Below are 21,495 nucleotides of genomic sequence, written 5' to 3'. Positions count from 1 at the left end.
GGCACCTCCCGGACGGGCAACCGTCCGGGCCTTCGGGCAGCTATGCTCACACGCCACACTCCTCAGTGGAGGGTGTGACGAACGTGCCGGAACGGGGAGCTGTGATGACGGCGAGCAACGCACCATCCACCTTCCACCGGGCGCGACGCGCCCGCACACCGTTGCTGCTGATGCTGGCCATGGTCACCGCGCTGCTGACCGGCGCGCCGACGGCCACCGGCGCCGTGCCCGCACCGGTCCCGGTGGCGGCGGCCACGGACACCCTGAACCGGTGGGACGTCGGCTTCGCCGAAGGCGCCGGGATGAACGACGCCGACCTCGCGCGGCGACTGGACGGGATGGTCTCCTACCTGCCCGGCCGTTCCCCCCTGCTCCGGATCGACCTGGACTGGTGGTACGTGCAGGACTGCCGCGGCTGCCCGCTGCGTTGGGACCGGCTCGACCCGGTGCTGGCCGCGGCGAAGGCACGCGGCATGCGGGTGCTGCTGATGCTCGGATACGCCCCACCGTGGGCCAACGGCGGTCACCCGAGCGACAAGTGGTTCCCGACCAGCGACGCGGACTGGACCGCCATCGTCGAGGCGACCGTGCGGCACGTCGGCGACACGGTGATCGCCTACGAGGTGTGGAACGAGCCGAACAACTCGGCCACCACCGGCTACCAGGGCTTCGGCAACTACGACGGGGACCGGCGGGCCCGGTACTGGCAGCTCGTCCGGTCGGCGGCCGGCACCGTCCGGGCGCTCTGCCCGACCTGCGTGGTGCTGGCCGGCGCGTCCGGGGCGGGCACCCCGAGCACCGCCACCAGCAACCCGAACGAGTCGGGCGCCTGGCTGGACTGGGCGTACGCCAACGGCTACGGGGCCGACTTCGACGCGCTGGCCCACCACCCGTATCCGGCGTGGAGCTCGGGGAAGGGGCCGGCCGACCCGGAGTGCGCGACCCGGTGGTGGAACATGTTCGGCCCGCCCGGCACGGCACCGGCCTGCGGCGAGCTCGCGTACCTGCGCTCGATCATGGTCAAGTGGGGCGACGGGGCGAAGAGGATCTGGGCCACCGAGTACGGCTACCCGACCGCCGGCGCCACCGGTCTGCCCATCACCACCGTCCGGGACCACCTGGTCCAGGGCGTGTCGATGTGGCGGTCGTTGCCGTACGCGGGGCCGCTGTTCCTGTACTCGTACCGGGACGCGTGTGTCTCCACGAGCGACCCGGAGTGCAACTTCGGCGTCGTCCTCCGTGACCTCGTCGCCAAGCCCGACCTGCACGACGACCTGAGCGAGGCGTTGACCGAGGCCTGGCGGCCGGCACTGCGCAGTGGTGAGCGCATCCGGCGATGGGCCTCGCTGCTCTCCCTCGACGGCGGCTACCAGCTGAACCTGCAGGGCGACGGCAACCTGGTGCTCTATCGGCGGCACGGCGCGGCGATCTGGGCCAGCGGCAGCCACGACGGTGTCGTCCTGATCAACCAGGACGACGGCAACCTGGTGCTGTACCGGGCCGACGGCACCGCGGTCTGGTCCAGCGGCACCTGGGGCAACGGTCCGTCGACGTTGTGGATGCAGGAGGACGGCAACCTGGTTCTCTACCGGGACAGCGACGGCACGGTGACCTGGGCCAGCGGCAGCACCCAGGGGTGAGCTGACCCGGAGCGGGCGGGACCTTGGTGGTCCCGCCCGCGTCGCGTCAGCGCAGCGACCAGACCTGGTTGGCCTGGGTGCCGCCCCCGCCGTAGCAGGCGTAGATCTGGATGCCGGTGCCGTTCGCGGTGCCCTGGCCGGCCGCGTCCAGACACTTGCCGGACTGCGGGTTGGTGATGGTGCCGTTGGCGTTGACCTGCCAGTTCTGGGCGCCGCTGCCGTTGCAGGTCCACAACTGGACCTTCGCCCCGTTGGCCGTCGAGCCGCCGGAGACGTCCAGGCACTTGCCGGTCGCCGGGTTGACGAAGGTGCTGCCGGTACGCGTCCAGCGCTGGTTGGTCGCACCGCTCCAGCAGTCCCAGAGCTGCACCGGTGTGCCGTCGCCGCCCGGGTTGCCGGCGATGTCGACGCACCGGCCGCTGCCCTGGCCGACGATCTGCTGCCCGGTGGTGCCGGTGCCGCCGCCCGAGCCGGCGCTGACGGCCGCGGAGAAGCTGTTCACCGCCAGCCCCACCCCGCCCTGCCAGGGCTCGAAGCCGGCCTGGATGCTGGTCAGGTACCAGCTCGTGGTGACCTGGGTGCGGGCGTCCACGTCGCGGACGAAGTCCAGCACGTCGAACGACCAGCTGCCGATCGCCGACGGCGCCACGTACGAGACGACGTCGTTGCCGCCGTTCCAGCCCTGCCACACCTCCCAGCTGCGGCCGCCGATGGTGGTGGTGCCGACCCGGCTGCCGACCGGCTGGACGCCACCGAGCCGGTTGAACCAGATCATCAGCTCCATCTGGTTGACCCCGGTGGTCTTCGCGGTCGGGTCCAGCCAGATGTCGTACGACGCGTCGTAGGCGCCGCCGCCGACGTAGCTGTAGGAGATCGAGGAGGGGACGCTGCCGATCTGGGAGAGCTGGCGGGGCAGGTTGGTGCCGGGGGAGCAGTTGCCGTAGTGGCAGCCCAGGTAGACCGACGGGTACGACAGGGGCGCGCCACCGCTGGTCCAGCCGTTCTGGGTGGTGATCTGGAATCCGGTGGCGGTGACGTTGATGCACTGGGTGGCGCTGCTGCCCCAGCGGTTGTTCTGCACGACGTACTTCCCGCCGATGGTGGTGGAGCCGTACTGGTCGCAGATCAGCGTGTCGGCCTCGGCCGGGGTCGCGCCGACGGCGGGTGCCGCCAGCGCGGTCGCCGCGGCCAGCAGCAGGGCCGCGAGGGTACGTGAGAGTCGCATCCGGTTCTCCATCCCGCGCCCTCCGGGACGAGAGAGCGCTCCCATAGATCTGGATGGATGTAACCACGGCCGGGTCGCCCGCGGAAGAGGCTCGGGTGGATGGCGATGCGGGGGCGTCGGCGGGGCTGTCCGACGCAGTCCACTTTAGCCGGTTGTGCCGGATCCCGGTATCGGGTGGCCGGGGGATCCGGAGCGCGGCCGGCGCTGCCTAGATTGACCCGGTTGTCCGCAACGCTGAATCGGGGGATCAGTGGCGATCATCGATCAGGAACCCGCCGTCCGGGCCGGACGGTTCCGCACCCGCCTGCGCGCCCTCGTGCCCCAGACCCGCTCCCAGCGGATCCTGGCGGCGGCGTCCTTCGTCAACCAGGCCGGCAGCGGCCTGTTCATGGTCAGCGCGGCGCTCTACTGCACCCGGGTGGCGGGACTGCCACTGGCCCAGATCGGCCTGGCGATGGGCATCGCCGCGGGCGTCGGACTCGTCGCCGGACCGCCGGTCGGGCACCTGGCCGACCGGCGCGGGCCGCGGGAGGTCTACCGGGTGACCCTCGGCGTCCAGGGACTGGCGATGGCGGCGCTGCTGGTCGCCCACTCCTTCACCGTCGTCGTGGCGGCACTCGGCGTGGGGGCCCTGGCCGGATCGGCCGGCTCCGCCGCCCGCGGCCCCCTGGTCCGCGGCGTCGGGGGCGCCCAGCTCGTCCGGTACCGCGCCTACCTGCGGTCGGTCGGCAACCTGGCCGGCGCCGGAGCGGCCCTGGCCACCGGCGCGGCCGTGCAACTCGACAGCCGCGCGGCCTACCTCGGGTTGATCGCGGCCAACGCGGTCAGCTTCGGCGTCGCCGCCCTGATCATCACCCGACTGCCGACCGTGCCACCGGTGCCCGCCCCGCCGCGCGCCCGCCGGTCCGACGCCCTGCGCGACCGCGGCTACCTGGCGGTGACCGCGCTCGACGCGCTGCTGTACCTCCAGTTCCACGTGCTGATCTTCGCCGTGCCGCTCTGGCTGGTCGAGCGGACCGACGCGCCACGCTGGCTGGTCGGGGCGACCGCGTTCACCAACACCGTGCTGGTGGTGCTCCTCCAGGTGCCCGCCAGTCGGGGCGTCCGGGACCCGGCGGCCGCCGGTGCCGCGCTGCGCCGGGCCGGGCTGGCCTTCCTGCTCGGCATGGCGACGATCGCCGCGGCCGCCGGCCTGGCCCCCGCCGCCGCGCTGGCCGCCGTCCTCCTCGGAGTCGTGCTGCACACGGTGGGCGAACTGTGGCACACCGCCGCGTCGCTGGAGCTGCGGTTCAGCCTCGCCCCGGCCCACGCCCAGGGCCAGTACGCCGGCGTGGCCGGACTCGGCGTGGGCCTGGCCAACGTGGCCGCCCCACCGGTGCTGGCGCTGCTCTGCCTCACCTGGGGCGTTCCCGGCTGGCTGCTGCTCGGCGGCATCTTCGCCGCCGCCGGGCTGGTCGCCCCGGCGCTCGTCGGCTGGGCCGCGCGACGGCGGCCCGAGGCGTCGGCCCCGGCGGGCTGAGCGGCCGGTCCGCCGCCCGGACCTGTCGGTCAGGCCGGTAGCTCCACTCCGGACCGTGGGCCGCGCCGCGGCCCCGACGCGTCCTCGGCCTGCCCGGCCTGCTCCTCGATCCGGCCGGGCAGGGCGATCGCCGGGCCGCCGCGGTGCGCCCCGCCGGGCACCGGCTGTTCCTCGTCGACCCGGGCCAGCTCCACGGTGGCCTCCCGCCGGGGCGTGACCATCGGGAACTCGGCGGTCTCCGACCCGCCCGCCGCCGCGGCCATGACCGCCGCCGCGGCAAGGTCGGCCACCCGCTTCGCCTCCCGCTGCACCCGCGCCCGGACGTCCTTGGCGTGCCGCTCGGCCAGCTCCGCCGCCCGCCGGGCCTCCTCCAGCCGGGCCACCTCGCCGCCCAGCTCCCGCCGGACGTCGCCGAGCTGCTGGCGGATCTGCGCCAGCTCCCGGCCCAGCGTGGTCTCCTCGTCCCGAGCCTGGGCGATCTGCGCCCGGGCGCCCTCCAGGTCCGACCGGACCTGGGTCAGCGCCGCCTGCCGCTCGGTGAGCTCCTGCTGCACCGAGGAAAGCTGCTCCTGGAGCATCGTGGCCTGCTCGTCGGCCCGCTGCCGCACCTCGGTGGAATACTGCTGCGCCTCGGCGATCAGGCCGGTGATCTGCTGCTCGGCCGCGCTGTGCTGGTTGGCCAGCTCCTGCTCGGCCGCCGCCCGCGCCTCGGCCAGCTCCTGCTCCGCGGCGGCCCGCCGGTCCTCGATCTCCTTCTCCACCCCGGCCCGCCACTGCGCCAGCTCCTGCTGGCTCTGCGTCCGCGCCGCCTGGATCTCCTGCTGGATCTGCGTGCGCGCCGCCTTGGTCAGCGCCTCGCTGGCCGCCCGGGTCTGGGTGATCTGCCGGGCGCTCTGCTCGCTGATCCGCTTGGCCTCCTGCTGGGCGCGCTCGTGCGCGGCCTCACCGTCGGCCCGCAACTGCTCGGCCCGCTCCCGGATCGCGGTCAGCTCCGCCTCGGCCGCGGCCCGCCGCTCCTGGTCGGCCTTGTCCTGCTCGACCCGCCGGGCCTCCAGCTGCTCGGCCAGCTCACGCAGCTCCTCGGCGCCCCGCTCCTGCGCCTCGGCCAGCGCCTTCTCCGCCTCGGCCTGCAGCTTCTCGGCCCGCTGCGTGGCGGTCTCGGTGATCACACCGGCCTGCTTCTCGGCCAGGGCGAGAATCTGGTCGACCATCGGACCCAGGTCGCGGAAGGACGCCCGCTCCACCTGCGGCGTACGCTGGCGCGCCTCGGTCACCTCCGCCTGGAGCCGGTGCACCTGGCCGGTCAGCTCGGTGACCCGGCCGGCGGTGCGCTCCCGTTCGGCGGTGAGCGCGCCGACCTGCTCGTCGAGGTGCTCGACGTAGCGGTCCACCTGCCGTTTGTCGTACCCGCGCAGCGCGAGATCGAAGCTCGGCCGTGACGAGCCGTCGTCGCGTACCGTGAACGGCTCCTCGCCGTGGGACATCCGTCATCCTCCGTACGATCGAACGCCATCCCACCCGGCGAGAGGTGCCGGCGGACATGGCGTGGCGCAACGCTACCGCCGGGCGCGCCGCGGTTGAACCCCCGGCCCCGCGATCCGGGACTCACCGACGCCCCGGCGGCCGTCGCCGGTGCCTCGGATGGCCGATCCCGCCCAGGTCCACGCTGGCCGACCACCGGCTTGCGGAGCGCGACGAGGGGCGGTGACGCCGCGGCGACGGCGCTGCGACGTGACCGGTGACGATCACGAGACGGGCCGCCGGTCATCCTGCCGTGGTACGTCCCGCCGTCCGCGACCGAGGGGGAGCAGGTGGACTTCGTCGACTCCGTGCTCGTCCGGCTCGGTGACCCGGCCACCCGGTCCGGTGTCCTCGACGACGCGGCCCTGGCCAACCTGGTGGCCGCCGCCTACGACACCGAGGCGATGCCGGTGGGCCCGCCCTACTCGGCGGTCTTCGACGAGCTGACCGTCGGGTACGCGACGCCGCCGGTCACCGTGGTCGACGGCGAGTGGATGGGCGTCGCCGGGCAGGACCGGACCGAGCTGCGGCTGCGGCTGCACGGCCTCGGCCCGGCCCCGCTGCGGGTGGAGGCGCTGTGGCGCGGCGGCCTGGTGGTGCGCACCAGCGCCGCCCGGGACCGGGTGCAGGCGCTCACCGTGAACCTGCCCTCGTTCGACGTCGACCCGGACATCGTGGCCGACCTGGGCGCGCTGCCCACCGATCCGGCGCTGCTGGAGACCGAGCGGCGCAGCCGGCTGGTGGACCGGCTGCGCTCCGGCCTGGACCAGCCGGCCGCGTTCACCGACGCGCACGTCGACCGGCTGCTGCAATCCGTCGGCGCGGGCAGCGTCTCCGAACTGGTCACCCAGGTACGCGGGCAGAACGGCACGGCCACCGTCCAGCTCCGCTACGCGCCCCCGGCGGCCACCCCGCCCACGCCCCGGATGCTGCCCTTCGCTGCCGCGGTCTTCGTCCGCGACGCCGGCTTCTCCCTGGCCGACCTGCTGCTCTCCAGCCGGCTGGCCCGCAGCCGGGCCGAGGAGCTGGGGCTGGAGGTGCCGGCCGCCGAGGACGTACGCCGGCGCCGGCCGGTGGTGGTGGTCTGGATCGTGCCGGCGGCCACCTTCGACGACCCGGCCTGGCCGGGCGGCACCACCGGCACCCCGCAGCAGCAACGCGCCGACCGGTACGCCCGGGCCGGCCGGTGGCTCGCCGCCGAGGGCATCGGCCTGGTCACCGTGCCCTGACCCCCACGAACCGCAGCATCGAATCCCCGCTGGGAGGACCCGTGCCAGTCACCGCAGCATTCCCGTTCATCGAGGTCAGGATCGTGCCGCCGGCACCGCCGCTGGCACAGCGCTCACCCGGGGTGATCGCCGTCGTGGGCAAGGCCCCGTCGACCGCCGACGGCGGCGCCGCCCCGGCCAACACCCCGGTGCGGATCGAGACGCTGGACGACGCGGTGACCAACTTCGCCCGTCGCAACGCCGGCAACGTCGTCCGCAACGCGCTCTACAACTCGCTGGAACTGGCGCTGTTGCAGGACCCGCGGCCGGCGAAGGTGTACGGGGTCAAGGTCGCCGGCGACGACTACGCCGCCGCGCTGTCCGGCCTGGAGGCCGCCGACGACGTCACCATGGTGTCCCTGGCCAACGAGGTGACCGTCGGCAACCCGGCCGGGGCGAACCCGCCGACCGGCCTGCACGCGCTCAAGGCGCACGTGGAGACGATGTCGGCGGCGGGGCAACGGCGGATCGGCTTCGCGATGACCGACCCGGCCGCCACCAAGAGCGCGACGTACGTGGCCGACACCGTCACCGCCGTCTCGGCGCTGAAGAGCAGCACCAGCCGGATGATGATGGTCGCCGCGCGGGGCGCCGACGGTGACGCCGCCACCGCGGCAATGGCGGCGGTCGCCGGCCTGCCGGTGCACCACAGCATCGTGCTGAAGAAGATCCGCGGGGTGAAGGTGCCGGTCGCCCGGCAGTACAGCCCCGCCGAGATCAAGGGCCTGTCCGAGGCCGACATCGTGCCGATCATCGACCCGGCCCTGATCACCGGCGAGAGCCTGCACTTCGCCGATGGGCGGCTTTTCACCACCGACGCCAGCCTGCTGCACGTGGACCTGGTCCGCACCCTCGACCAGATCGAGTTCATGCTCCGCGCCGGGCTGATCGGGCTGATCGGCGACGCGCGGATCACCAAGCCGGGGATGACCCTGCTGAAGACCCAGGTCGAGGGGATCCTCGGCCCGCTGAAGCGGTCGGCGGTGATCGACGACTTCACGGTGCAGATCCCGGTGCTGGACATCCTCGCCCTGCCGGAGTCCGCCCGCGACGCCACCGACACCGCGATCGTCACCGCCGCCCGCGCCGACCGCACGGTGGACCTGGTCGTGACGGTCACCTACGGGCCCGCGGTGAGCCGGCTGCTGGTCACGCTCGTCGCCAAGTTCTGAGGAGAGACCCGCCATGGAGTGGAAGACCCGACTCGCCGTCCAGTACACCAAGGGCACGGAGACGGTCCTGATCAGCCCGATCGACTCGTTCACCCCGTCGTTCTCGCTCAACATCGAACCGCTGCACTCGATCCACGTCACCCACATGGGCGCCGTCCACGCGCCGGTGTCGATGAACTTCACGATGACCGTGAAGGCGATCGGGGACGTGGCCGGCCGGCTGACCAAGCTGGCCCTCGACGGCGAGCTGTTCGACATCGCCCTGCTGGAGTACACCGGCGACGACTGGTCGTTCTCGTCGTTCGTGCTGCGCGACTGCCTGATCACCAGCGCGACCCCGACCACCGCCACCATCTCCGGCGCGCCCGCGGCGACGTTCAGCGGCTTCAGCCTGGCCGCCTCGGTGGACCCGAAGGTCGGCGACGCGTCCACGCTGCCGCGATGAGCGGCCGCCCACCTCGGAGGGAGGCCGCCGGTGGCCAGTGGTGAGGGGCGCGCCGCCCGGGTGACGCGTACCGGGCTGGCCCTGGTGCACGCGGGCGAGCTGGTGCTGCCGGCCGCCGGCAGCGAGGCGGAGGCCGAACGGGTGGCCGAGGACGACCGGGCCAGCATCGTCTACCAGTTCCCGGTCGAGATCGAGGTGGTCGCCGCCGGCGTGACCCTGGACGCCGACCACCTCGCCGACCTGGCGCTCAGCCGGCTGGCCGAGCATCTGGAAGGGCGGGTGTGAACGGTGCCGGTGCAGGTGCGGGTGCCCGTGCGGGTCCGCCTCGACGCGCGGTCGCTGGCCGAGACGCCGGACCGGGTCACCGAGGCGCTGGCCGTCGCGCTGGCCCGGGCCCTGGACCGGTCCCGCCGGGAGGCCGTCGAGCCGCGCGGCGGCTACCTCGGGGTGCGTACCACCGAACCGGTCTTCACCTGGACCGGCGACGCGGTGCCCGGCGCGGCGCGGCGGGCCTTCGAGGACCGGCTGCGCGCGGTCGTCGCCGACGCGGTCGACGCGGCCCGGCTCGACCCGGGCCTGCCCGACGGGGTGGCCGCACCGCTGAGCGAGCCACCGGCCGAGACCGCCGACCCGGTGCGGGAGAGCGCCCTGCTGCGCACCTACGAGCTGCCGTCCTACCAGGGCGGCGGCGAACCCGAGGTGATCGACTTCAGCGACGAGCCCGCCGTGGTCACGCCCGTGAGCCACGAGTGGGTCGTCCGGCCGGTGGGTGAGCTGCGGGCCCACCTGCGGGCGGCGGCGGCCGAGGCGGTGCGCCAGTTCGGCCCGCCACCGGCCGGCACCCCCGCCGGCCTGCTCGCCAAGGTGGTCGACGCCTCCGGCCACACCGTCTGGGGCGCGATCGTGTTCACCACGCCCTGGTCGTTCTTCGGCTTCCCCACCTTCCAGGAGACGACCCTGGTGGCCGGCCCGAACGCCCGGTTCCAGACCCGCGACGTCGACCCCCCGGCCGGGCCGGCCACCGCCGTGCGCCGGATGATCGCCGACCGTGCGGCGCTGGTCGCCACCGCGGCGGACCTGCTCGGGCCGGACATCCGGGCGCTCATCGTGCACGCGCAACCGCGCGGAGCCACCACCAGCCAGGCCGAGTACGACCGGCGGGTCGACACCGCCGTCGACGCCGAGATCAACCGGCGGGTCGACGCGGTGCTCGCCGGGCTCGGCGGCGCGGCCCCCACCTCGGTGATCGTGCTGACCCTCGGCGGCGGCAGCATGCTGCTGGTCAGCACCGACGCCACCGACGCCGACCTGCACTGGACCGGCGTGGCCAACCTGCTGCCGGTCTCCGTCGAGCGGCCCCGGGGCCACGGGCACGGCACCGGCGCGGGAGGCGGGGCCGGCGCGAACGGTGGCGGTGGGACCGGTGGCGGCGCCGGCACCGGGGCGGGTGGCGAGGGCGACGCGACCGGCGCGGGTGGCGACGGGACCGGTGGCGGGGACGGCGACAGCGACGGGTCGGGCGGCTTCAGCATCGGCATGGGCGGCGGCGCCGGCGGCGGCGCGTTCGTCTGGGACCCCACCGCCCCGACCACGCCGCCACCCCCACCCGGGAAGGAGCCCAGCCGGTTCCCGGTGGTCCGCCGGGGCCTGTTCAGCCGGGAGCCCCGAGGCTGCGCCCCGTTCAACGGCGAGCCGTCCCTGGACGAGCTGGGCCGGGCGGGCGAGGGCCTGCGCCGCGCCATGGAGGACATCGCCTTCCGGCTCCAGATGGGGAAGATCTGCGACTACCCGGCGAACTTCTGCCTCCAGGCCGCCGAGACGCTGTTCGGCCGGGCGGCGTCGATCAGCGCGTACATCGGGCTGACCGAGCGGGACGGCTTCACCCAGCCGACGCCGGACGGCGACGGGGCGCTCGGTTCGCTGAACTTCCGTCCGGTGGCCTCACCGGCCGTGCAGTTCCTGCGTCACCTCGCCGGGGTGGTGCCCCGGCTGCACGCCCTTGCCCTGGCCGTCATGCGCACCTACGAGCAGCCGGAGAACTGGGCCAAGGTGCACGGCGGCTGGATCGACTCGACCGCCTCCTGGGACCTGCACTTCCTGGAGGAGTTCACCCCCGCCACCGAGGCGGCCGTGGGGCAGATCCTGGTCAGCGGCAGCCAGGCGCTGCTGCTGCAACTGCTGCTCAGCTCCCGTACCGGGATCAACGCCCGGATCACCAACTTCGACCGGTACGCACCGATCTTCGAGCGGCTGCTGGTCTCCCAGCTCACCGACTACGCCGAGCTGTCCCGGCTGCGCGAGCGGCTGCGCCGGCACACCGCCGCCGCGTGGGTGCAGGGGCACACCGGCCAGGGCGGGGGAGCGGTCGCCGCCGCCTCGCAGCTGCACCCGGCCACCGCCTGGTTCGGCGCCGCGCACGCCCTGTCCGGCGCGTTCCTCGCCACCGAGCAGGCCCTGACCACCGCCGGTACGGCCGGGGAGATCGTCACCACCGGTGGGGTGGCCCGTATCCGCGACTCGCACGGGGTGATGTGGAGCGAGTCCGACCTGGACCAGGCCATGGTGATGCAGCGCGGCCAGGCCGAGGGGATCGACCCGCTGGTCAAGCAGATCACCGACCTGCCCGACGTGATCGAGCGGTTCCGCACCGATCCCACCGCGATCCGCCGCGAGCTGCGCCGGCTGCTCGACGAGATGAGCGCCAACAACGCCGAGATGCTGGACAAGGCCCGCGCCGACGCGATGTTCGCCTTCCGGGCCAGCCGGATCAGCGACAACATCCCCGCCGCCACCGTCCCCGGCAGCCGGTACGCCCTCCAGGGCATCCACCTCCAGGTGCACCAGGAGCTCGGCGAGTTCTTCGGCGGCGACAGCTTCTACGCCCTCGGCATCGACGCCCTGTTCAGCGCCGAGCTGGGCCGGGAGGAGCTGATCGGTTTCGGCCTGACCGTCGGCATCGTGCTGCTGTCGGTGCTCTGCCCGCCGCTGGGCTTCCTGGCCGGCGTGGTGGTGGCGGCCAACGACGTGCGGCACGCCAGGGAACGGGAACGCCTCTACGGCTCCATGCTGGACCCGGAGCTGGTGCTCACCCGCGCCGAGGTGGAGGTGGAGCTCTTCGCCGCGTACCTCGGACTGGCGCTGTCCCTGCTGCCCGAGGTCGGGACCATCGGCGGCGCGGTGGTGCGCGGCGGTCGGGTCGGGCTGCGCGCCGGGCTGCGGTCCGGGCTACGTGCCGCCCGCGGCTACGTGGCCCGGCGGATCAGCCGGCAGATCGTCGAGGCCGCCTCCCGCGACCTGCTCCAGGCCTTCATCACCGAGATCCTGGTCAACGAGGTGCTGGGCCGGATCATCCAGAAGGCCATGGAGCCGGTGCTCGCCCACATCGAGCACGAGGCCATGCTCACCGAGTCGGTCGGCGGCCCGGAGGGTGCCCGGTTCATCCTGATGGTGCTGGCCGAGGAGCGCCGCGCCGCCGCCGCGCCCGCCGGGGCGGTCCGCGCGCCGGTGGTGCGGCCGTGACCCCGCCGCGCCGCTTCCGGGTGGGCCGGATGCTCGACGCCGCGGCGGTCCGCGCCGCCGCCGAGGCCCACCCCCGGCTGCGCGGCTTCGTCCGCACCCTCGCCGAGCACGGCGAACGCGGCGAGCCCCGCTCGCGGGCCCTGCTGGAGTTCATCATCCGGCGGGTCGTCGACGACGTGGGCGACCTGCACCTGGGCAACGCCACCGCCCGGCTGGAGCGCATCCAGGTGCTGCGGGACAACATCGCCGCGATCCTCGACCACGTGCTCGACGGCGGCGACCTGCCCGAGGGTGTCCGGCTGGAGACGCTGGGGGAGTACTTCGAGCAGCTCAACAGCGAGATGCGGGAACTGTCCCGGCCCCGGGACGCGATCGTCGGTGACGAGCCGCTGCGGCTCTACGAGGACGCCGGGTCGTACGCGCAGTCCCTGCTGCACGAGTTCGAGGGCGCACCCGACGGTGGCCCCGGCGGCCTGCACCTGGAACCCTCCGCCGAGGTGGCCGGGGCGTTCCGCCGGCTCCCGCCCGAGCAGGCGGCGGCGCTGCGCCGGGCCGCCGAACTCGACCCCCGCGCGGTCTGGCGCCGCATCTCCGCGGAGTCGGAGGCCGCTGCGCGGCAGGCCGGCGCGGAGCTGGAGACCGCCCTCGCCGGCCGGCTGACCCCCGACGAGCTGGTCCGGCTGCGCGGGGCGCTGGACGAGCTGGGCCGGGCGCGCAACGCCGCCCTGCAGATGAACCCGGCCCGGCTGGCCGAGGCGCTGGCCCGCATCGGCGACGCCGACCTGCGCGCGGTGGTGGCCCGCGGCGACGTCTGGCTGCTCCAGCAGGTCGCCGCGCACAACCCGGAGGCGCTCACCGAGCTGTGGCGGAACTTCCGCCGGGGCGGCGGGGGCGTCGACGACGTCGCCGGCTTCCGGGGGTACGTGCGCGGCGAGATGACCCACTACGGCCGGGCCGCCGTCGGCGAGTACACCGCCGCCTTCTCGCTGAGCAGCGTGGAGCTCTTCCTGCGCGGCCCGGACGCGAACGTCCGGTCGGCCGGCATCGACCTGATCGGGATCGGCCACGACGGCTGGCTCTGGTTGATCGACGACAAGTCCCACCGCAGCGCCAGCGTCTCGTCGGTCACCGCGCTCACCGACAACCTGGCCACCAACCTGCGCAACGACGCGGCGAACTTCCGGACCGCCCTGGCGGACCTGCGCACCCGCGACCCCGGCTTCACCCCCGACCCCCGGGTGCTCGACGCGATCGGCCGGATGGAGGACGCCGCCGTCGACATCGACCGGATCAACCGCACCGGCCCGGAGTCCAGCCGCCCGGCCCGGATCGCCCGGTCGCTTCAGGATCGGCGGCTGCGGATGCGGGTGACCAGCGCCGCCGGTCAGGTCGCCGAGATCAGCCAGGCGCTGCGCGACCTCGGCATGTCCGTCGAACCCACCGGCACCGCCGTGCCCTGGCCCAACCCGGGAGGACGCTGAGCATGGGCATCACCAGCAGCTTCATGAGGTACGGCACCGTGCCGTCGGCGGTGATCAGCGACGGGGTGCTGCCGATCCCGCTCTGGGCGGTCACCGCGATCTCGCTGACCCAGACCTATCACCTCCCGCCGATCGGCTCCACCGCGCACAAGGCGATCGTGGCCACCCACGACGACACCATCACCCTCACCGGCGTGCTGGTCGGCGCCGAGCGGTACGCCTGGAAACTGGCCCTGGAGACGATGGCCGAGGCCAGCAAGCGGGGCACCGCGCTGGCCGCGTACTCCGGTGGCCGGTTCGGCGGGCTGATCCTGGTCACCTCGATGACCATCCGGACCGACATGCAGGTGCAGTCGCTGACCGTCTCCGCGTCGGCCGCCCGCCGGGACGTCCTGGACGTCAGCGTCGCGATGGCCCACGTGCCGCGGCCGAGCCTGCTCGGCAAGCTGCTCGACGTGGCCAGCATCGGGGTCGGCGCGCTCGCCGACGGGCTGGGGTCGTGATGGCCTTCCCGATCGACCGCTTTCTGGTCCCCGAGACGCCGGTCACGCCGCCCACCGGGTTCACCGAGGTACGCCGGCCGCTGACCGCCGGGCTGCCGCAGCGGGTGGAGCTGGCCGACGGCATCCACGGCGTGCTGATCCTGCCCACCGGGCTGGCCCGGCAGTGGCTGGACGCCGACCCGCTCGCCGTGGTCGGCACCTCCGCCGACGAGTCGGCCGCCCGTCCGGTCCCGGCGCCGCGCCCGCTGCCCGCGCTGGGAGCCCGCGTGCCGCTGCGGCTGGTGGTGCGCCAGGGCACCCGGATCCTCGGTTCGGTGCCGCTGGCCGCCGGCCTGCGTCGGGTCTGCGGCCCGGTCGAGGTGGCCGTGCTGGGCTGGCACCTGACCGCCGGCACGGTACGCGGCGCCGGCGACTACGGCTCCTGGCTGTGGGTCGGCTGGCGGGTCGCCGACCGGGCCGTCGACACGTTCGGGCCGCCGCCGATCAACGTCTTCGTCTGGCGCCGGCGCCCGCCGGGCATGCGGATCGAGTCCGAACAGGGCAGCGCTCGGTTCCGCTACCGCTACCTGGTGGACAAGAAGCTGCGGAGGGTTGTCCGATGACGTTGACCCCGTTCCAGTCGAGCCAGGTCAAGCAGGGTGCGGTCGGCAACGACGCCGGCTGGACGCTGGAGTTCCACCGGCAGACGCCCACCGGCACGGCGCCGCTGCCGCTGACCCTCTCCAGCGCCAGCCACCACGCCTCCATCGACGCCACGCTGGAGGAGGGGCTGCGCCCCGGCGCCTTCAAGATCACCATCGAGGGGCTGACCGACGAGCACTTCACCGCCCTGCGCGCCGTGAACCAGCCGCTGGTCGTCAAGCTCTACCTGTACTGGCGGGACGCCAACACCAGCGTCGGGGCGTTCTTCACCAACCTGGTCGGCCTCAACGCCGGCCCGTCCGCCGCCGAACTGGACCAGGCGCTGGTCGCCGTGCTCCGGGTACGCAAGATCCGCCGGCTGACCGGCGACAAGACCTACGACACCGAGCTGACCCTGGTCGAGCAGGCGTACGCCCGGCTCGGCCAGCGGGTCACCGAACGGTTCGAGGCGCAGAACTTCTCCGCCGCCGTCCGCGAGATCGGCCGGCGTACCGGGGTTTCGGTGGCCACCTGGGGAGCCGCCCCGGACGGCACGATGACCCGGTCCACCGCGGAGGCCGCCGGGGCGGAACGCCTCGTGCTCGGCGCCGGGCTGCTGCACAGCGCCGCGCTGGAGCGGATCGGGGCGGCGATCGCCCACTCGCTCAACCGGTTCGGCCGGTCGATGCTGCTGATCCGCGACGGCACCGTGCACGTCGGCGAGCGGCCGATCCCCTACCCGGAGGGGTCGCCGAAGCCGATGACGCTGGCCAGCGGCCTGCTGGAGTGCACCGAGGACGAACCCCGGGAGACCGACCCGTACGCGGCCACCGAGTCCACCGGCGCCGCGCCACCGACCCGGACCGCGTGGACGCTGACCTGCAAGGGCCGCCCCGACGTCAAGCCCGGCGACGTCCTGCGGTTCGACCCGCCGCCGCAGCAGGAGGCGAACACGCTGGGCAGCGTCGGCGCCGCCCTGCTCGGCTCGTTCGCCGCCCCGTTCGCCCCGTCCACCGGGGAGCTGGGGCCGGACGCGAAGCTGCTCTACGTCAGCTCCGTCCGCCACCAGCTGTCGAAATCCGCCGGCTTCGCCACCGAGGTGCACGGGGTGGAGATCGACTCCACCGCCTCGGCCTGGGACAGCTGGTCCGACGCCGTCCCCGGCCCCGCCCCGGACCCGGCCGGCGGCGGCTCACCCGGCACCGCCGCCGCCGAGGCGGTCCGCCGGGCCGCCCGCGCCGCCACCGGGGAGACCCGCGGCCTGGAGGTCGGCGAGGTACGCGCGGTGGCCACCAACGCCTCCGGCGCGGTCGAGCCGCCGGCCCAGACCGAGACGGTGTGGGAGGGCCTGGTCCGCCCGGACGGCCGGCCCAACGGCGCCCGCCGGCTGCCGCCGCGCCGGGAACAGCCCACCCCGCTGCCCGGGGTCAGCTACCTCACCCCGTTCGCCTGGGGTGGCTGCGGGCTGATCCTGCCCCGCTACCCCGGCACCCGGGTGGCCCTGGCCTACCGCAACGGCCGCCCGGACGACCCGGTCGACGTGGGCGCCCTCTGGCCCTCCGGGCACGCGCCGGTCTCCCAGCCGGGCGACTGGTGGCTCTCCCTGCCGGTCGGGGTGGCCTCCGCCGACCGCTCTTCGGTCGCCGACACGGCGGTCCCCGCCGACCACGCCGGCAAGGTCGCCCACGACCTGACCGACGGCGACGGCAACCGGGTCATCGAGCTGGGCGAGCTGACCGTCCGGGTGGGCCGGGCCCAGCTCCAGGGGCGCGGGCACCGCCCGGAACGCGCCGCCGACACCGACAGCATCACCATCGAGCACGCGGGCGGCGGCTCGAAGATCGTCCTCAAGCAGGACGGCTCGATCACCATCACCGGCAGCCGGATCGACCTGGACGCCGGCGACGGGAACATCAACCTCACCGCCGCCAACGTGGACGTCCACGTCAGCGGCTCGATGAACGTCCACTGAGGAGCAGCCGTGGCAAAGGTCCTCATCAGCTCGAGCACCGTGAGCTGCCCCGCACAGGGCAAGGTCACCCCCACCGGCCGGCCCCGCCTCACCGTCGACGGCGTGCCGGTCGTGCGCCTCGACGGGATCAGCGGGAAGACGGTCTCCGGCTGCACCACCCCGACCGACCCGAACACGTCCAGCGTCCAGTGCCAGACCGTCGCCTCCGTCGGGAACGCCGCCGGGAAGCTGACGGTCGACGGCGCCGGGGTGGCCCTGGACACCAGCACCGGCAGCACCAACGGCAGCCAGCCCACGCTGAGCTTCACCGCCGGGCAGAACAAGCTGACGGCGGTCTGACATGGACCGCACCGAACGCGAACGCGAGACCGCCCGCAACCGCTACCTCGGCTGGGGCCTCGCCTTCGCCGAGACCCTGCCCGGCATCGACATCACCCGCGACATCTCCTTCTCCGCCGGCCCGAACGGCCGCGTCCTGGACCTGGTACGCGGCCCGGACAACCTCAGCCAGGCGCTCGCCGTCGCGCTGACCACCCTGCGCGGCTCCAACGTCTTCGACGCCGAGTTCGGCTTCGACGGGCTCAACGCCCTCGCCGAGGACATCGAGCCGGTGCTGATCCGGGAACAGGTCCGGGTCGCCGTGATCACCCTGCTGCACCGCGACCCACGGGTCCGCCGGATCGTCGACGTCAACCTCGACGACGGCCGGCTCGGCGCCGAGGGCGACCCGGCGCTGCGCGCCGCCCGCACCCTGCGGGTGGAGGTCCAGTTCGAAACCGTCACCGACGACCGGCTCGCGGTGCGCCTGGGGGAGCTGCCCGGTGTCTGAACCCATCCTCCCGGCCGAGCTGGCCGACGTCCTCGCCGTCGACGCGGCGGCCCTGCGCAGCACCGGATCGACGGGCTTCGGCATCGTCGACACCGGCTTCGTGCCGAAGTCCTTCGCCCGGCTGCTCGCCGAGAAGCTGGCCACCGCCCGGCTGCTCCTCGGCGACGACGTGGACCTCGGCTCCGGCTCCGTGCTGCGCAAGGTCCTCGAACTCGCCGCCCTGGAGGACGCCCGGCACTGGGCCGTCGCCGCCGCCGTCTACGACAACTCCTACGCCGTCTCCGCCACCGGGGACGGGCTGACCCGCCTCGGCGAGGAACTCGGCATCCCCCGGCCCTACCAGCAGGCCCGCGGCACGGTCACACTCAAGCTGGCCGCGCCGCTGCCGGCGGGACGCAACCAGCTCACCCTGCCCCGCGGGGCCCGGCTCTCCACCCCGGGCGGGCACCACGTGGCCCTCGACGAGACGGTGGTGCTCACCGCCGCCACGCCGCAACGCAGCCCCGCCGTGGCCGCTTTCCACCCCGGCCCGTCGCACAACCTGGACCCGGCCCAGCCGAACCAGCGCATCGACCGGTGGAACCGGGCCGACACCCTGCTGGCCGACCTGGACGACGCCGAACAGGCCGCCGGCGCCGAACTGGTCCTGATCACCCACACCGCGCCGCTGACCGGCGGCGAGCTCCAGGTCGGCGACGTCCGATACCGGCAGCTGCTGCTCGCCGCGCCCCGATCGGTCTGGACCTCCGAGGCGATCGGCCTCGCCGTCGCGACCGTTCCCGGCGTACGACAGGTGCAGGTCTTCGACGGCCGGGGCGGGCTCGACCTCAACCAGTCCATCTTCGGCAACTTCAACTTCATCGAACGGGTCTTCAGCACCGAACGCGACCTGGGCAACCCGTACTACTTCTCGGTGCTGGTCGCCCCCACCGCCGCGGCGATCTGGGAGGGCCCCGACGGGTTGCAGGCCGCCGTCGAGTCGGTCATCGAGGACCTGCGCCCGGTGGGCATCTTCGCCGCCGTGGAACGCGCCGAGGAGGTCGGCATCGGCGTGGAGGCCGACCTGGTGATCCGCGGCCTGCCGCTGCCCACCGGTTCCAAGGAGACGGTCAACGCCTCCACCGCCGCCACCGAGCTGCGGGCCCGGCTGCACGCCCGGCTGCGCCGCTACGTCGACGAGCTGCCGTTCGGCGAGCCCGTCCGGGTGGCCGAGGTGATCTGGACGCTGATGAACGAGCCCGGCGTCGCCGACGTCCGCGACCTGCGGCTGGTCCGCTTCCCCGCCGATTCCGCCACCCTGGTCACCGGCACCGCCCCCACCGGCGACGGGGTGCAGCGCCTCGCCGTCGGCGCCAACGCGGTGCTCGCCGCCAACCAGGTGCCCGTCTACGTCGACCGGGACGACCCCCGGCCGTTCCGGATCGTGTGAGGCGACCATGACCGACCTGCGCGTACCGGTCGACGGCGCCGACCCGTCCGTCGAACGCAACCTCGTCGACCAGCTCGAAGGCCCGTACCCGGGGACGGTGCGGCGGGTGGTGGTGCCGCTGGCCACCGACGGCACCGCCCCCGTCGACTGGACCAGCCGGCACCCGCTGCTCACCGCCGTGCTCCGCCGCGACCTCGGCGAGGAGAGCGTCCGGGTCCGGGTCACCCCGGACGGCGGCTCGGCCCTGCCGGCCGGGATCTTCGCACCCTGGTCGGCGGCGGGCGCCTCGGTGCCGGTGCTCGCCCCGGACACCGCCGCCGAGCCGCTGGTCGCCGCCTTCCGGGTCACCGTGACGGTGGACCGCGCCGGAGCGGACGGCACGTGGACCCCGGTCACCGGGACCGCCGCCGGAGCCCTGGTGGAGCTGGCCGTGGTCGAGGGCAACCTGGGCCGGCTGCTCTACGCGCTGGCGTACGAGAAGAACCGGCTGCGCCGCACGCTGCGCGAGGTGCACGCCTACCGGACCCTGGCGTACGCCCGCCGCGACGCGCTGGACCGGATCGGCGCCGACGTCGGCGTGCCCCGGTTCGTCGACGAGTTGGCGCACGACGCCGGCACCGGCGAGGTCTACGCCCGCCGGCTGCCCGACGGCGTCCGCGAACCCGACGCCGCGTACGCCGCCCGGATCGGCCTCTACCGCCGGCTGCTGCTGCCCACCCCCGGCGCGGTACGCCGGCTGCTCAACGGGCCCGGCGAGGCCACCGACCCCAACGCCGGGCTCTTCGCCGACCTGCCCGGCGGCGCCCGGTTCACCCTGCGGGAGGAGGACGACCAGTTCGCCGTGGCGGTGGCCCTGGTCGCGGTGGGCGGGGCCCAGCACCGCGCCAACTTCCTCGCCCAGCTGCGCCGCGACCGGCTGATCCTGCCGGCCAACACCCCACCCAACAACACCACGCACGCCGCCCGCGCGCTGCCGGCCCGGCGGCTGGCCGAGACGACCGCGTTGCGGGCCAGCCTGCGCCAGTCGTACACCTTCGACAGCGGGCACGGCGTCGCGCCGCCGCTGGCGGTGGCCCTGGACCGGGCCGGGCGGGTCTGCCGCGCCCTCGGCGCGGGCGTCACCTGGCAGGTCAAGCGGGCCCAGGACGACACCGGCGGCAGCCGCTACGAGCTGGGCCTCGGCGTCGACGTCGTCCCGCCGACCGCGGCCCAGCTGGCCGACCTGCGCACCCGGGTACTGGACACCGCGCGGGTCGCGACGGCGGACCGCACCGCGGAGGCGCTGATCACCGCCGCCCGGGCCGCCGGGGTGCCGACCACCACCGCCGACCCCGAGGCGGCCTGGCTGTGGCGGGCCTGCGGCCTGCCGACCGCGCACCGGGTCGACTCGGGCACCCTCTACCTGTCCCACCTGCCCACCCGGGGCCTGGTGGTCACCGCCCCGGCCACCGGCGCGGTGCAGGCGGCGCTGCCGGTGCAGGCCCGCTTCCACGCCCCCGGCGACCCGGGCAACAACGCCCTGCTGGTCGCCGGCCTGGCCGGCGCCGCGACGGCGTGGACCGGCGCCGGCGAGGCGGGGTGGACCGGGTTGACGGACGCGCAGGCCCGGGCCCGCTGGGCCACCGTCCCGGTACGCCCGGACGGCCAGCCGGTGCTGCTGGCCCTCGCCGCCGCCGGGCTGCCCGCGGTCGGCACCCCGGCCCCGGTGGTGACCGCGCTGAACCAGCTCCCCGACGAGCTGGTGGAGACCATCGAGCTGCCCGCCGCGTTCTCCGCCGACCTGGTCGCCAACCAGCCGGCGGCGGTGGCCCGACTGGCCCGGCTGGTCGGCGTGCTGCGGGACAACCGGCTCGCGGCGGTGCTGCCCCTGGTCGACTCCGGCAACCGGGTGCTGCTGGTGGTCAGCGTGATCGGCCTGCCCGAGGCCGGGATCAACCTGGCCGAGCGGCGGGCCACCGGGTTCCGCTGGTACACCGTCGGCCTCGGCGGCGCAGCGGGGGAGATCAAGGCGGTGGGCAGCCGCACCGTGCTGCGGCCGACCGCGCCCGGCCTGGTCGCGGTGGTCGCCCTCTCCTACGTCCGCACCGGCCGCACCGACCCGTACGAGTTCCGGGTGGAGCTGCCCGACGGGGTGGCGCTCACCCTGGCCCAGTACGAGCGGCTGATGAACGTCCTGAGCCGGGTCTGCCCGCTCGGGGTCGAGATCAACACGTACGCCCTGCGCCGCGACCACGTCGACCTCGACGGCGACGGGGTGGCCGAGCCGCTGCGCCCGGCCGTCGCCCGCACCTTCCGCCAGTACCGGCAGCGCCGAGCGCGCGGCGTGTACGACCAGCTCTGAGAGGGGCACC

General features: G+C 74.5%; 17 protein-coding genes. 15 read left to right on the top strand and 2 right to left on the bottom strand.

Going from position 1 to position 21,495, the window contains the following annotated elements; translation table 11 throughout:
- The first annotated feature begins 104 nt into the window (after positions 1–104).
- Positions 105–1,640, top strand: a complete 1,536-nt coding sequence (locus tag GA0074704_RS20165; RefSeq protein ID WP_088971940.1) for a cellulase family glycosylhydrolase — start codon at positions 105–107, stop codon at positions 1,638–1,640.
- A gap of 46 nt (positions 1,641–1,686) precedes the next feature.
- On the opposite strand, the gene GA0074704_RS20160 is transcribed toward GA0074704_RS20165, so the two are convergent.
- Positions 1,687–2,865 carry a GH12 family glycosyl hydrolase domain-containing protein gene (locus GA0074704_RS20160; RefSeq protein ID WP_088973837.1) on the bottom strand — a complete coding sequence of 393 codons (1,179 nt, stop codon included), beginning with the start codon at positions 2,863–2,865 and terminating at the stop codon, positions 1,687–1,689.
- 250 nt (positions 2,866–3,115) lie between these two features.
- On the opposite strand from GA0074704_RS20160, the gene GA0074704_RS20155 reads away from it, so the two are divergent.
- Positions 3,116–4,384: an MFS transporter gene (locus tag GA0074704_RS20155; protein WP_231926592.1), complete on the top strand. Its 1,269-nt coding sequence runs from the start codon at positions 3,116–3,118 to the stop codon at positions 4,382–4,384.
- A 29-nt stretch (positions 4,385–4,413) separates the two neighbouring features.
- Here the strand turns inward: GA0074704_RS20155 and GA0074704_RS20150 are convergent, their stop codons facing one another.
- Positions 4,414–5,868, bottom strand: a complete 1,455-nt coding sequence (locus GA0074704_RS20150; protein WP_088971939.1) for a DivIVA domain-containing protein — start codon at positions 5,866–5,868, stop codon at positions 4,414–4,416.
- Positions 5,869–6,195: 327 nt separating this feature from the next.
- On the opposite strand from GA0074704_RS20150, the gene GA0074704_RS20145 reads away from it, so the two are divergent.
- From GA0074704_RS20145 to GA0074704_RS20085, 13 genes are read left to right on the top strand one after another with little or no spacing between them, the layout of a single operon-like run.
- Positions 6,196–7,134, top strand: a complete 939-nt coding sequence (locus GA0074704_RS20145; RefSeq protein WP_088971938.1) for a hypothetical protein — start codon at positions 6,196–6,198, stop codon at positions 7,132–7,134.
- A 41-nt stretch (positions 7,135–7,175) separates the two neighbouring features.
- On the top strand, positions 7,176–8,345 hold the full coding sequence (locus tag GA0074704_RS20140) for a hypothetical protein (RefSeq protein ID WP_157743736.1): 1,170 nt from the start codon (positions 7,176–7,178) through the stop codon (positions 8,343–8,345).
- A 13-nt stretch (positions 8,346–8,358) separates the two neighbouring features.
- Positions 8,359–8,790, top strand: coding sequence for a hypothetical protein (locus GA0074704_RS20135; protein ID WP_088971936.1), 432 nt, complete (start codon positions 8,359–8,361; stop codon positions 8,788–8,790).
- Between the two features lie 30 nt (positions 8,791–8,820).
- Positions 8,821–9,075: a hypothetical protein gene (locus GA0074704_RS20130; RefSeq protein ID WP_157743735.1), complete on the top strand. Its 255-nt coding sequence runs from the start codon at positions 8,821–8,823 to the stop codon at positions 9,073–9,075.
- A gap of 3 nt (positions 9,076–9,078) precedes the next feature.
- On the top strand, positions 9,079–12,309 hold the full coding sequence (locus GA0074704_RS20125) for a hypothetical protein (RefSeq protein ID WP_088971934.1): 3,231 nt from the start codon (positions 9,079–9,081) through the stop codon (positions 12,307–12,309).
- Entirely contained in the window at positions 12,306–13,790 is a 1,485-nt protein-coding gene (locus GA0074704_RS20120) for a hypothetical protein (RefSeq protein WP_088971933.1), read from the top strand. Before GA0074704_RS20125 ends, GA0074704_RS20120 begins: the two co-directional genes overlap by 4 nt.
- Before the next feature lie 2 nt (positions 13,791–13,792).
- Positions 13,793–14,293, top strand: coding sequence for a hypothetical protein (locus GA0074704_RS20115; protein ID WP_088971932.1), 501 nt, complete (start codon positions 13,793–13,795; stop codon positions 14,291–14,293).
- Positions 14,293–14,895: a hypothetical protein gene (locus GA0074704_RS20110; protein WP_088971931.1), complete on the top strand. Its 603-nt coding sequence runs from the start codon at positions 14,293–14,295 to the stop codon at positions 14,893–14,895. Before GA0074704_RS20115 ends, GA0074704_RS20110 begins: the two co-directional genes overlap by 1 nt.
- The gene (locus GA0074704_RS20105) at positions 14,892–16,886 is read left to right on the top strand and encodes a hypothetical protein (protein WP_157743734.1); all 1,995 of its coding nucleotides are present in this window, start codon (positions 14,892–14,894) and stop codon (positions 16,884–16,886) included. Before GA0074704_RS20110 ends, GA0074704_RS20105 begins: the two co-directional genes overlap by 4 nt.
- A gap of 9 nt (positions 16,887–16,895) precedes the next feature.
- Positions 16,896–17,225 carry a hypothetical protein gene (locus GA0074704_RS20100; protein ID WP_088971929.1) on the top strand — a complete coding sequence of 110 codons (330 nt, stop codon included), beginning with the start codon at positions 16,896–16,898 and terminating at the stop codon, positions 17,223–17,225.
- 1 nt (position 17,226) lies between these two features.
- Positions 17,227–17,715 carry a GPW/gp25 family protein gene (locus GA0074704_RS20095; RefSeq protein WP_088971928.1) on the top strand — a complete coding sequence of 163 codons (489 nt, stop codon included), beginning with the start codon at positions 17,227–17,229 and terminating at the stop codon, positions 17,713–17,715.
- Positions 17,708–19,144, top strand: coding sequence for a baseplate J/gp47 family protein (locus GA0074704_RS20090; protein ID WP_088971927.1), 1,437 nt, complete (start codon positions 17,708–17,710; stop codon positions 19,142–19,144). The genes GA0074704_RS20095 and GA0074704_RS20090 overlap by 8 nt, the downstream gene beginning before the upstream one ends.
- Positions 19,145–19,151: 7 nt before the next feature.
- Entirely contained in the window at positions 19,152–21,485 is a 2,334-nt protein-coding gene (locus GA0074704_RS20085; RefSeq protein WP_088971926.1) for a hypothetical protein, read from the top strand.
- Positions 21,486–21,495 lie beyond the last annotated feature (10 nt).

The sequence above is a fragment of the Micromonospora siamensis genome (assembly GCF_900090305.1).
GTDB classification, from domain to species: Bacteria; Actinomycetota; Actinomycetes; order Mycobacteriales; family Micromonosporaceae; genus Micromonospora; species Micromonospora siamensis.
This window is presented reverse-complemented; position numbering and strand designations above follow the sequence as displayed.

Excerpts from the sequence above, each read along its gene's own strand:
- GA0074704_RS20165 (WP_088971940.1), top strand. The coding sequence starts at position 105 with ATGACGGCGAGCAACGCACCATCCACCTTCCACCGGGCGCGACGCGCC.
- GA0074704_RS20160 (WP_088973837.1), bottom strand. The coding sequence starts at position 2,865 with ATGCGACTCTCACGTACCCTCGCGGCCCTGCTGCTGGCCGCGGCGACC.
- GA0074704_RS20150 (WP_088971939.1), bottom strand. The coding sequence starts at position 5,868 with ATGTCCCACGGCGAGGAGCCGTTCACGGTACGCGACGACGGCTCGTCA.
- GA0074704_RS20135 (WP_088971936.1), top strand. The coding sequence starts at position 8,359 with ATGGAGTGGAAGACCCGACTCGCCGTCCAGTACACCAAGGGCACGGAG.
- GA0074704_RS20115 (WP_088971932.1), top strand. The coding sequence starts at position 13,793 with ATGGGCATCACCAGCAGCTTCATGAGGTACGGCACCGTGCCGTCGGCG.
- GA0074704_RS20110 (WP_088971931.1), top strand. The coding sequence starts at position 14,293 with ATGGCCTTCCCGATCGACCGCTTTCTGGTCCCCGAGACGCCGGTCACG.
- GA0074704_RS20105 (WP_157743734.1), top strand. The coding sequence starts at position 14,892 with ATGACGTTGACCCCGTTCCAGTCGAGCCAGGTCAAGCAGGGTGCGGTC.
- GA0074704_RS20095 (WP_088971928.1), top strand. The coding sequence starts at position 17,227 with ATGGACCGCACCGAACGCGAACGCGAGACCGCCCGCAACCGCTACCTC.
- GA0074704_RS20085 (WP_088971926.1), top strand. The coding sequence starts at position 19,152 with ATGACCGACCTGCGCGTACCGGTCGACGGCGCCGACCCGTCCGTCGAA.